This window comes from Enterobacillus tribolii, from assembly GCF_003363015.1.
Taxonomy (GTDB): domain Bacteria; phylum Pseudomonadota; class Gammaproteobacteria; order Enterobacterales; family Enterobacteriaceae; genus Enterobacillus; species Enterobacillus tribolii.
This window is the reverse complement of record NZ_QRAP01000001.1, coordinates 640,874-652,901: the sequence shown is the minus strand read 5'-3', so window position 1 is coordinate 652,901 and position 12,028 is coordinate 640,874. Positions and strand designations below refer to the sequence as shown.

The 12,028-nt window shown below is 58.3% G+C and carries 9 protein-coding genes and 1 pseudogene; 3 read left to right on the top strand and 7 right to left on the bottom strand.

Annotated elements, in window-relative coordinates; translation table 11 throughout:
• Positions 1-30: 30 nt before the first annotated feature.
• On the top strand, positions 31-1,029 hold the full coding sequence (gene add, locus C8D90_RS02850) for an adenosine deaminase (RefSeq protein WP_115457246.1): 999 nt from the start codon (positions 31-33) through the stop codon (positions 1,027-1,029).
• Between the two features lie 42 nt (positions 1,030-1,071).
• Here add and C8D90_RS02845 read toward each other — a convergent pair.
• From C8D90_RS02845 to C8D90_RS02815, 7 genes and pseudogenes are all read right to left on the bottom strand, one after another.
• A pseudogene (locus C8D90_RS02845) lies at positions 1,072-1,326 on the bottom strand (type II toxin-antitoxin system RelE/ParE family toxin); the annotation flags it as partial.
• 12 nt (positions 1,327-1,338) lie between these two features.
• Positions 1,339-2,310: a bile acid:sodium symporter family protein gene (locus tag C8D90_RS02840; protein ID WP_115456887.1), complete on the bottom strand. Its 972-nt coding sequence runs from the start codon at positions 2,308-2,310 to the stop codon at positions 1,339-1,341.
• Positions 2,311-2,437: 127 nt separating this feature from the next.
• Positions 2,438-3,484: an oxidoreductase gene (locus tag C8D90_RS02835; protein ID WP_115456886.1), complete on the bottom strand. Its 1,047-nt coding sequence runs from the start codon at positions 3,482-3,484 to the stop codon at positions 2,438-2,440.
• A gap of 233 nt (positions 3,485-3,717) precedes the next feature.
• Positions 3,718-4,647 carry an arabinose operon transcriptional regulator AraC gene (araC, locus tag C8D90_RS02830; RefSeq protein ID WP_115456885.1) on the bottom strand — a complete coding sequence of 310 codons (930 nt, stop codon included), beginning with the start codon at positions 4,645-4,647 and terminating at the stop codon, positions 3,718-3,720.
• Positions 4,648-4,749: 102 nt separating this feature from the next.
• A complete protein-coding gene (gene araH, locus C8D90_RS02825) occupies positions 4,750-5,742 on the bottom strand; it encodes an L-arabinose ABC transporter permease AraH (RefSeq protein ID WP_115456884.1) in 993 nt (330 codons plus the stop codon).
• A gap of 20 nt (positions 5,743-5,762) precedes the next feature.
• The gene (gene araG / locus C8D90_RS02820; RefSeq protein WP_115456883.1) at positions 5,763-7,304 is read right to left on the bottom strand and encodes an L-arabinose ABC transporter ATP-binding protein AraG; all 1,542 of its coding nucleotides are present in this window, start codon (positions 7,302-7,304) and stop codon (positions 5,763-5,765) included.
• A 67-nt stretch (positions 7,305-7,371) separates the two neighbouring features.
• Complete coding sequence (locus C8D90_RS02815) at positions 7,372-8,355, bottom strand: arabinose ABC transporter substrate-binding protein (protein WP_115456882.1); 984 nt, start codon at positions 8,353-8,355, stop codon at positions 7,372-7,374.
• Between the two features lie 385 nt (positions 8,356-8,740).
• On the opposite strand from C8D90_RS02815, the gene C8D90_RS02810 reads away from it, so the two are divergent.
• Entirely contained in the window at positions 8,741-10,420 is a 1,680-nt protein-coding gene (locus tag C8D90_RS02810) for a ribulokinase (RefSeq protein WP_115456881.1), read from the top strand.
• 55 nt (positions 10,421-10,475) lie between these two features.
• Positions 10,476-11,975, top strand: coding sequence for an L-arabinose isomerase (araA, locus tag C8D90_RS02805; RefSeq protein WP_115456880.1), 1,500 nt, complete (start codon positions 10,476-10,478; stop codon positions 11,973-11,975).
• Positions 11,976-12,028: the final 53 nt, after the last annotated feature.

The following is a 12,028-nucleotide window of genomic DNA, read 5'->3' as shown; positions in this document are numbered from 1 at the left end:
ACTCCCTTTTAACGGATGCGCGCCATTATGATGATCGACCCTCACCTTCCCCTCACCGATATTCACCGCCACCTTGACGGCAACATCCGTCCGCATACCATCCTGGAGCTTGGTCGCCAGTTTAACCTTGAGCTACCGGCCGATGAGCTGGAAGCCCTGCGTCCGCACGTTCAGATTACGGAAACCGCGCCGGATCTGGTGAGTTTTCTGCAAAAACTCGATTGGGGCGTTGCCGTTCTCGGTTCGCTGGATGCCTGCCGCCGGGTCGCCTATGAAAATGTGCAGGATCTGCAGCTAGCCGGCATTGATTATGCGGAACTGCGTTTTTCCCCGTATTACATGGCGATGAAACACCAGTTGCCGGTCCAGGGCGTCGTGGAAGCCGTTATCGACGGCGTGCGCGCCGGCGTCCGCGACTTCGCCGTGGAGGCAAAACTTATCGGCATCATGAGCCGTACCTTCGGTACCGATGCCTGCCTGCGCGAACTGGAGGCGTTGCTCGCCTGCCGTGACGGCATCACCGCGCTGGATCTGGCAGGTGATGAACTCGGGTTCCCCGGTTCGCTGTTCCTCGATCACTTCCGCCGCGCCCGTGATGCAGGTTGGCACATTACCGTGCATGCCGGTGAAGCGGCCGGCCCGGAGAGCATCTGGCAGGCGATTAACGAACTGGGCGCGGAGCGCATCGGTCATGGGGTAAACGCCGTCTCAGATGCAAAACTCATGGACTACCTGGCCGAGAAACGCATCGGTATTGAGTCCTGCCTGACCTCAAACATTCAGACCAGTACGGTGGCGTCACTGGAGCATCACCCGCTGGCCCGTTTCCTGCGCCACGGCATTCTGGCATCCATCAATACCGACGATCCGGCAGTTGAAGGCATTGAAATCGGCCATGAATATCAGGTTGCCGCACCGGCCGCGGGATTGAGCGCGCAGGAAATCCGTATCGCTCAGCAAAACGGCCTGACGACGGCGTTTCTCAGTGAAAAAGAAAAACAGGCGCTGCGGGATAAGAAAGCCGCCTAAGCACGGCAATATGGCCGGGATCCGGATACATTCCGGCCATAATCAGCGGAGGCGTCGCTTTCTGGCTGAATGAATAAACCGGAAGATCTCAATGCGCGCCCTCTTCACCCGGTAAGCCACGATAAAAGGCGTGCCGGCAATCACCAGTATTCTTATGTTCTCATCACCCGGTACAACACCAAGCCGCGGCACGTCAGCCAACCGCGCAGTCTGGCGAATTACGGCTTCATCCTGTTCCAGCGCGGCGACAGGGTTGCGCTCCGCAACGTAATCAATAGCCTGTTCGAATGTCCGGGCGGCGCGATTAGATTATTTGATGAAACGACGGGCGTAACGCTGCGCCAATACCGCGCACACCATTAACTGAATTTGATGAAAAATCATCAGCGGTAATACCATCATCCCCACGGCCTGAGCGGAAAACAGCACGTTAGCCATCGGAATTCCGTTAGCCAGGCTTTTCTTGGAGCCGCAGAACACAATCGTGATCTCATCGGCGGTGTCGAATCCAAGCCAGCGCGCGGCGTAAGTATTGATAATCAGCACCACGGTCAGCAAAATCATGGAGAACACGACGATACTGACAAAAGACCACACGTCAATCTGATGCCAGATGCCTTCAATCACCGCTTCGCTGAAGGCGGTGTATACCACCAGCAGGATTGAGGAACGGTCGGTAACGTTAATGAGTTTGCGGTGCCGGTCGACCCAGCCACCGATCAGTGGACGCGACAGATGGCCGATAATGAACGGCACCATCAGTTGCATAATGATGGCCCCGATGGCATGCAGGGTGTCAGTTTCCCCGTCCTGAGTATGCATCAGCAGTCCCACCAGCACCGGCGAAAGAAAAACGCCGAGAATACTGGACGCCGACGCGCTGCAGATTGCCGCCGCTACGTTTCCCCCGGCCATGGACGTAAAGGCAATCGCGGACTGCACCGTCGCCGGCAGCGCGCATAAGTAGAGAAACCCCAAATATAGCGCCGGGCTTAACATTGTCGGCACGGCCGCGTTCAGCGCCAACCCCAGCACCGGAAACAGGGCGAAGGTGCTGAGAAACACGACCAGATGCAGTTTCCAGTGCCCCATTCCGGACAAAATGGCCTCACGGGAGAGCTTGGCGCCGTGCATGAAAAACAGCAGCGCGATTGCCGCGGTGGTTAAGTACTGAAAGAAGGTTTTGTATGCCCCTTCGCACGGGAATACTGAGGCGAGCGCGACGACAACCACCAGGATCAAAAGAAACTTATCAATACGCAACCGCTGCAACCAAGACATGAAAAATCCTTGCCGAAAGAGATTCTTAAAATATTGCCAAAGCCCGGAGTATTATTTAGTGGGCTGCTCCCCAATTCCCGGTTACGGTCGCCCGCCAGGGGCGACACGAAACCCGGTAAACCTTGTGTTATGCATCCACAACCGGCATGACTCTCCCCTGTAAGGCCGACGCCTCCCCCAGTTCCAGTAATTTCATCACCAAAATCGCCTCCCCGGCGGGTACCGGATTTTCACCGTCTCCGTTAATCGCATCGCGGATACCGGCATAGTACGCCGGATAGTTGCCCGGAATCGTCAACACCGTCTGCTCCGCCATAACGTCCTGCTGCACCAGCGTCAGTACGCCGTCGCGCATGTCGTAACCCCAGTCGGCCTGCGGCGGACGCTCGCCGGATTTGAGGCGATCCTCCTGCGGATCCAGCCCGCGCTTGATATAGCTTCCGCGCGTGCCGTGTACCACGAAGCGCGGCGACTCGGCCGCCACCACCATACCGGCATGCAACACCACCCGCTTGTCAGCGTAGAAAAGAACCGTGTGGAAATAGTCCGTCGTCTGTGCCCCCGGCCTCAGTTGCGCCAGATCGGCAAACAGGCTCTGCGGCTTGCCAAACAGCTGCACCGCCTGATCAAGCAAATGCGCGCCCAAATCAAACCAGATGCCGTTTCCTGCCCCGGCACGCTCACGCCAGCGATCGCGGACTTCAGGGCGGAAACGGTCAAAATGCGATTCAAAATACACTACGTCGCCCAGCGCGCCCTCGCTGACCAGGGATTTCACCGTCAGGAAGTCGCCGTCCCAGCGGCGGTTGTGAAATACCGACAGCACGCGTTTCTGCTGGCGGGCCAGCATTTCCAGCTCCCGCGCCTCGTGCAGCGTAATGGTAAAAGGCTTATCCACCACCACATGTTTACCGGCCAGCAGCGCCGCTTTCGCCAGCGGATAATGCGTGGTATTCGGTGTCGGGATCACTATCAGATCGATGCCGGGATCGCTGAACAGTTGCTCCGGTTCCCCCACCACCGTCATTCCCGGCCAGTCGGCAAGCACTTTACCGGCATCGCTGCTCGACACAGCGGCCAACGTCAGCCCCGGCGTGCCGGCAATCAACGGCGCGTGGAAGGTTTTACTGGCATACCCATAACCAATCAGGCCAACCCGGAGACTTTCAGCCATAGCGTTCCTCTCTTCATCATCTGGCAGACATTCTGCACATTATCAATAATTGTTAACGATTTATCCGTTTATTGCATCTTTGATAGCGGTTTTTATCTGGCCGGGCAACTGATTATTAACAGCCACAGCACGCGCAAGACGCTATGGGAAAAGGATGTTCAGGGGAAAAGCGAAGCGGGAGCGCTGAAATACGCTCCCGCCGGGGAAGAAAGCTGATGATCTGCGCTGCGCGCTCATACCCGCAATAAGGTGCTGTGCCCCTCCGTTTGACGCCGTTCTCCGGCGCTCATCAGCGGCTCATTCAGTTCATGGTTCTTGCGCCGGTAGTCGCTGGGGCTGACGCCGACCCGCTTGCGGAACACGCGGGAGAAATAGAGTTGATCGTCATAGCCCACCACCCGGCCGATGGTGGCGATAGGTTCCTGGGTGGTTTGCAGCAGCAGTTTGGCGCGGATCACGCGTTGATCTTCACGCCAGCGCAGAATATTCACCCCAACCTGCTCACGGAACAGATGCGCCAACCTCGACGGCGACAGGCAAACATGACGCGCCACGTCTTCGATACGCATTTCTTCCGCCAGATTATTGGTCAGGAACTGGCAGGCCTCGATGATACGCGCATCCATAATGCGCTCCGGCGCCTGCGGATCTTCCTCCATCGCCCGCAACAGCAGACGCTCCAGCAGATTCATGGCCAGCTCTTCGGCAAAGCGGCGGCCGGACTTATGCGTCTGCTCAATATTGGCGAACAGGCGGTCAAACTCCAGCAACGCATTCTCCGGCAGCACCATGTGCCCTACGCCGTGAACCTGGCTATGCCACTCCAGCCAGTCTGCCCAATAGGCGCGCGGGCGGAAATAAACCCAGCGGTGATACCAGCAGTCGCTCTGCGGCGCACGGCCATAATAGTGTGTGGCTTTGGGCGGAAACAGCAACAGCTCGCCCGGCTTGCAGTAAAACGTCTCCTCACCGTCGAAGACCTTTCCTTCTCCCTTAATCGTCAGGTTAAGGATGTACCCTTTCATGCCGTCCGGACGATCGATAAAAAAATCGAGCGGACCATCCGCGATGATCGGGGTAAGCCCCGCCACCAGATAAGCATTAAAACTGTACCCCGGCAACAAGGGGTTCGGCTGGGCATCCTGCGTCAAGCGTTGATACATCTCGCCTCCCGGCATCACGTTGAAACATCATTTTACCGGGCAGTGCAGCAATTTCGCCCGGTAAAAATGAAAAGTGTGAATGGGATAAAACTCTTTGTTAATTTATGCCTTAGTTTTAGCCATCTGCTTGTAGCGATCGAAAATTACCGCCGCCAGCAGAATCACGCCGCGCACCACGTACTGGGCGAACGGAGAGATGTTCAGCAGGTTCATGGCGTTTTCTACCGTTCCCAGAATCAATACCCCGGCAATCACGTAAGAGATTTTACCAATCCCGCCCTTCAGGGAAACGCCGCCCAGTACGCAGGCGGAGATGACGATCAGCTCATAACCGATGGAGGTCATCGGCTGGCCGCTGGTCATACGTGAAGCCAGGATAATCCCCGCCGCCGCCGAAACCAGCCCGGTCAGGGTAAAGATAATGATCTTGGTGCGTACAACCGGCACCCCGGCCAGCCGCGCCGCTTCCTCGTTGCCGCCGATAGCCAGCGTATTACGGCCAAAGGTAGTTTTATTGAGCAGGAAGCCAAACAGGATAAAGCAGCCGATGGTGATCCAGATGGGCGCAGGAAGCCCCAGCCAGGAAGCATAGCCCAGGGTGAAGAAACTTTCGTCTTCAATCCCCACCGCTTTACCGTCGGAGATGATGTATGCCAGGCCGCGGGCGATCTGCATGGTAGCCAGCGTGGTGATCAGGGCGTTGATTTTCAGCTTGGCGATAACGAAACCGTTAAGCAGTCCGAACCCCGCGCCTAGCAGCAAACCGGCAAAGACGCCGATCCACAGGCTTTCACTGAGGTTGATCACCACCGCCGTGGTCACCCCGGCGCAGGCAATGACCGACGCCACCGAGAGGTCGAAGTCTCCCGACGCCAGGCAGAACAGCATACCGCAGGCCACCATGCCCGACATGGAAATCGCCAGGCCCAGCCCTTTCATGTTGATGAAGGAAGCGAAGTTCGGCACAAATACCGCGCAGCCTAAAAACAGTACGGCGAACACCACCAGCATGCCGTAGCTGTCCCAGATGCGTCCGAAACTCAGACGACTTTTGTTTTTAACCGCCGTTGCCGGCGATGAGCTGATGTTAGACATAAATTCATTCCCCTGTACGGTCAGGCTACCTGGTGTGAAACGGCGGATTCGGTTTGCGCAACGGTGGATTTCGGCATGGCGAGCGCCAGGGCTTCAGCCTCGCTGGCCTCCCCGCGCCGCAGTTCACCGGCAATTTCCCCCTCGCGCATGACGATGACCCGATCGGCCAGCCCCAGCACCTCCGGCAGGTCACTTGAAGCGAAAAGTACAGCAATCCTCTGATGGGCCAACTGATAGATGACGTTATAAATTTCGTGTTTGGCGCCGACATCAATACCGCGCGTCGGCTCATCCAGCAGGATGACGTTCATCTCTTCTGACAGCCAGCGTCCGAGTATCACCTTCTGCTGGTTGCCGCCGGAGAGGTTCATGATGAGCTGTTCCTGGCTCGGCGTTTTAATATTGAGCGCGCCGATTTGCTTGTCGGCGTTCTCCGACTCCCAGCGCGAATTGATCAGGCAACCGGCCGTGAGGGTGTTGCGCCGCGCGCTGATATTGATGTTCTCGCACACCGAGTGAACGGGAATAATGCCGTCGGCCTTGCGATCTTCCGGGCACAGCATCATGCCCTGGCGGATAGCGTCGATAGGGGAACGCACGTTCATGGTTTTGCCGTCGAGCAAAACCTCACCCTGCGTGATGCGGGTGCCGCCGAACAGCGCCTTCATCAGTTCGCTGCGCCCGGCGCCGACCAACCCGAACAAGCCGACCACTTCACCCCGTCTCACCTGGAGGGAAACCGGTTTCTTCACGCCCGGCGCCACCACATTGCGTACGTCGAGACGCACTTCACCGCATTCGCGCGGCTGATAGCCGTAGATATCGCCCAGATCACGTCCCACCATCGCCTGCACCAGCGTGTCGTGGTTAACCTGGCTCATGTCGTCGAACGTGCGCACGTAACGCCCGTCCTTAAAGACCGTAATCGCATCGCTGAGCGCAAATATTTCTTCCATCCGGTGGGAAACATAGAGGATGACGCGCCCTTCGGCGCGCAGTTCGCGAATAACCCGGAACAGCTGTTCGATTTCGCGCGCCGACAGCGAACTGGTCGGTTCATCGAACGCAATGACCTTCGCGTTACGCGCCAGCGCTTTGGCGATTTCCACCATCTGCCACTGGCCGATGGACAAATATTTGAGCGGCGTCTGCGGATCGATGTCCAGTCCCAGATGCTGAAGCTGCAACCCGCTTTCATAGTTCAGCAGCGACTTGTTCACCAAGCCGCGCTTGCTCGGCAGTTGGCCGAGATAAATGTTCTCGGCAACGCTCATCTCCGGCACCAGGTGCAGTTCCTGATAGATGATCGCCACGCCGCTGTTCAGGGCGTCCATCGTGTTTGCGAACTGAACGGTGTTGCCCTTGATTTTGATCTCCCCCGCACTGGGGGTGTAGCTGCCGCTCAGGATCTTGAGCAGCGTTGATTTTCCTGCCCCGTTTTCACCCATCAGGGCATGGATCTGCCCCGCATGACAGCAAAAACTAATGTCATCCAGCGCCTTCACCCCGGGAAATGTTTTACCGATATGACTGAATTCCAGATAGGGTACGTTGGAAGTCATGACCTTCTCCTCACGCCGTAATCCGCATCGAACGATACCGGGCGGCGCCATGCCGCCCGGCAGCCTGTTACATCAAGCCTTTTTTCTGCAATTCAGTTTTGAAGTTGTCGCGCGTAATCAGCACCACATCGGTGACTTCAGTGAATTTCTCCGGCTCAACGCCTTTGGTTACCCACTCCTGAAGCATCTGGATGCTCTTGTAGCCGTGGATATCCGGGCTGGGCAGCAGAGAACCGAAGAAGCCGGTCGCTTTTTCTTTGGAGAGTTCGCTTACCGCGTCCACGCCGTTGATGCCGATACCAATCACGTTTTCAGCCTTAAAGCCCTGGCCTTCCGTAGCGCGTACGCCACCCAGCACGGTGTTATCGTTCATGCCGACGATCAGCCAGTTCTTCACCTTCGGATACTGCACCAGCATGGAGTTGGCGGCGTCAAACGCGCCGGGGATATCGTTAGACTTGGTGGGAACCTGATAGATTTGCGCGGCAGGGAAGCCGGCGGCCTTCAGCGCGTCCATGGAGCCTGTGGTACGGCGGCGGGCGGTGTCCAGTTCGTTGGAGGTGATCGCCATTACGCCGGTTTCTTCGACTTTCCAGTTGCGGTTATGCATCTCTTTCCACAACTCCTGCCCCTGACGCTCGCCGATCTTGGTCGCGGCCATCATCACCAGCGGCACGCTGTCCATCGGTTTGCCCTTGGCGTTGACGAACTGATCGTCAACTGCGATCACCTTCAGGTCATAGCTGCGCGCCTTGGCAACGATAGCCGGCCCCAGTTTCGGGTCCGGCGTACAGATGACGAACCCTTTCGCCCCGCTGGCCGCCAGGCTGTCGATCGCATTCAGGGTTTTTTCCCCGTCAGGAACGGCGATTTTGATGACGTCGAAGCCCAAATCTTTGCCGGCTTTATCGGCGAACTTCCATTCTGTCTGGAACCAGGGTTCTTCCGGCTGTTTCACCAGAAAGCCCAGCTTCAGCTCATCTGCGATAGCGGATTGTGACATAAAGGCAGCCAGCCCAATCGCAGCTAAAGCCTTAGTGAGTTTATGCATATTTGTAATCTCCGGTCTTGTACTTATCGTCATAATGACGTCGGGCGGTAATCGGAATAAAAACCAAATAGCGCGGGACGTGTGAACCTTGAAAGACGTCCGCTGCCAACGTTTTAGCTGCAAATCCGTAACAGAATGCAGATCAAAATCACACAGGAAGATTACAGCTCATTTGTGCATATATTCAGCCAATCACTCCCCATTATGAGTTTTGAAGCCAGTCACAAAACCGGCTGTGAGAGCAGAAAAATACATACTTGCAGCTAACGTTTCCTCACCCGCCGATCCCGCTTTCACTATGTTGTTCAGCAGTGAAATCTATACCCGACGGATTTCAGGCCCGGCCTGAAAGACAAACGGTTCATAGCGACAGGAGAGTGAGGGAATGAGCGTTAACCCTATTGCGATCGGACTTGATTTCGGCAGTGACTCCGTAAGATCGCTGGCGGTAGATTGCGTAACCGGCCAGGAGCTGGATACGCAAGTGGTGTACTACCCCCGCTGGCGGCAGGGCTTATATTGTCAGCCGTCCCATAACCAGTTCCGCCATCATCCGCTGGACTATATTGAATCGCTGGAACAGGCGATCCGCGCCGTCACCGATCGCATGACGCCGGCGCAGCGCGCGGCGGTCACCGGCATCGGCGTCGATTCAACCGGCTCTACCCCCGCCCCGATGGACGGGGACGGCCAGATACTGGCGCTGAAACCTGAATTCGCCGATAACCCCAACGCTATGTTCGTGCTGTGGAAAGATCACACGGCCATCAACGAGGCTGAAGAGATCAACCGGCTGTGCCATGACGGCAGTTTCCCCGACTACACCCGCTATATCGGCGGCGTGTATTCCTCTGAATGGTTTTGGGCCAAGATCCTGCACGTCAGCCGGGAAGATGCCGCGGTGCGCGATGCAGCGGTTTCCTGGATTGAGCTGTGCGACTGGGTGCCCGCCCTGCTTGCCGGCGCCACCCGCCCGCAGGATCTCAGGCGCGGGCGCTGTGCCGCCGGGCATAAGTCGCTGTGGCATCCGGACTGGAACGGCATCGCGCCGCGTGAGTTTTTACAGGCGCTCGATCCCTGCCTGACGGAACGGCTGCAACAGCCGTTGTTCGGCGATACCCACACCGCCGATCTGCCGGTCGGCACGCTCAGCCCGGAGTGGGCGCAGCGGCTGGGGCTGCCTGAAAGCGTGGTGCTCTCCGGCGGTGCATTCGACTGCCATATGGGCGCCGTCGGCGCCGGCGCTCAGCCTTATACGCTGGTGAAAGTCATCGGCACCTCCACCTGCGATATTTTGATCGCCGAGCGCGAGGTGGTCGGCGACCGTACCATCGCCGGGATTTGTGGTCAGGTGGACGGCAGCGTGGTGCCGGGCTACATCGGCCTGGAAGCCGGGCAATCCGCCTTCGGCGACATGTATGCCTGGTTCAGCCGCCTGCTGGCCTGGCCGCTGCGTCAGGCGGCGAAACAATATCCGCAACAGGCGGAAACGTTCGCCGCGCTGGAGCAGCAACTGCTTCCCCAACTGACGCAGGCCTGGGCCGACAATCCGGATCTGGAACATCTGCCGGTGGTGCTGGACTGGTTCAACGGCCGCCGCACCCCGTTCGCCAACCAGCGCCTGAAAGGCGTGATCACCGACCTCAACCTGGGCAGCGACGCCCCGGCGCTGTTCGGCGGTTTTATCGCCGCTACCGCGTTCGGCGCGCGCGCCATCATGGAGTGTTTCGAGCAACAGGGAATTCCGGTTGAGAACGTACTGACGCTGGGCGGCATCGCGCGCAAGTCGCCGGTGATCATGCAGGTGTGCTGCGACGTCATGAACCGCCCATTGCAGATTGTCGCTTCCGATCAATGCTGCGCGCTCGGCGCCGCCATTTTCGCCGCCGTGGCCGCCGGGACGCATCCGGACATCGCCGCCGCCCAGCGCCACATGGCCAGCCGGGTGGAAAGCACTTTGCACCCGGACAGCAACCGCGTCGCCCGTTATCAACAGCTTTATGAACGTTATCAGCAGTGGTGCCGCAGCGCGGAGCCCTGTTACGCCGCCCCGGCCAAAGCCTGAGCTTCCCCGTTACGTTACTGGCCCGCCGCGGCGGGCCGCGATCCCAGGAGTAATTATGGAACTGTTCAATCATTATGAAGTCTGGTTTGTCGTCGGCAGTCAGCATCTGTACGGGGAAAAAACCCTGCAACAGGTCAGGCAGCAGGCGGAACAGGTAGTTGCGCACCTGAACGGCGTCAAACTGCCGGTGAAGCTGGTGATGAAGCCGCTGGCGACCACGCCCGATGAAATCACTGCGCTATGCCGCGACGCCAACTATCAGGACAACTGTATCGGCCTGTTGGTCTGGCTGCACACCTTCTCTCCGGCCAAGATGTGGATTAACGGCCTGAAGCGTCTGGAAAAACCGCTGTTGCAGTTCCATACCCAGTTCAACGCCCACATCCCCTGGGACACCATGGACATGGACTTCATGAACCTGAACCAAACCGCCCACGGCGGCCGTGAGTTCGGCTTCATCGGCGCGCGCATGCGCCAGGAACACAGCGTGGTGGCCGGTCACTGGGAAGATGCCCGCGCGCACGAAGGCATTGCCCGCTGGATGCGCGTGGCGGCCGCCCGTCAGGAAGGCCAGCATCTGAAAGTGGCGCGCTTCGGCGACAACATGCGCGAAGTGGCGGTCACGGAAGGCGATAAGGTCGCCGCGCAGATCCAGTTCGGTTACAGCGTAAACGGTTATGCGCTGGGCGATTTGGTGTCGGTGGTGGATGCCGTCAGCCAGGGGGATATCAACGCCCTGATAGAAGAATATGAAGCCAGCTACATTCTGACCGATGCGGTCAAGGCCGGCGGCAGCAAGCGGGAGAACCTGATCGACGCCGCCCGTATCGAGCTGGGCATTAAGCATTTCCTCGAAAAAGGCGGATTCCGTGCTTTCACCACCACCTTTGAAAACCTTTACGGCCTGAAGCAGTTGCCCGGCCTGGCCGTTCAGCGCCTGATGCAGCAAGGCTACGGCTTCGGCGCGGAAGGCGACTGGAAAACCGCCGCCCTGCTGCGCATCATGAAAGTCATGGCCGGCGGCCTGAAAGGCGGCACGTCGTTTATGGAAGACTACACCTACAACTTCCAGCCGGGTAACGATCTGGTGGTTGGCTCCCATATGCTGGAGGTTTGCCCTTCCATCGCCAAAGAAAGCAAACCGGTGCTGGACGTACAGCATCTGGGCATCGGCGGCAAAGCTGACCCCGCGCGTTTGCTGTTCAGCGCGCCGGCCGGCGCGGCGCTGAACGCCAGCCTGATCGACCTGGGCGACCGTTTCCGCCTGCTGGTCAACACGGTTGACACGATCGATCAGCCCCACGACCTGCCGAAGCTGCCGGTGGCGCGCGCCATCTGGAAAGCGCAGCCTTCGCTGGCGGTTGCCGCGGAAGCCTGGATCATCGCCGGCGGTGCGCACCACACCGTGTTCACCCAGGCGCTGAATACCGAATATCTGCGTCTGTATGCGGAAATGCAGGGCATTGAGTTCCTGTTGATTGATGAGAACACCACGTTGCCGGCGCTGAAGAACGAAATCCGCTGGAACGAAGCTTACTACACGCTGAAACGCTGATCTTCCGGGCCTTCTGCCACCAGAAGGCCCGCTTTTCCCGCTGTCACCATCGG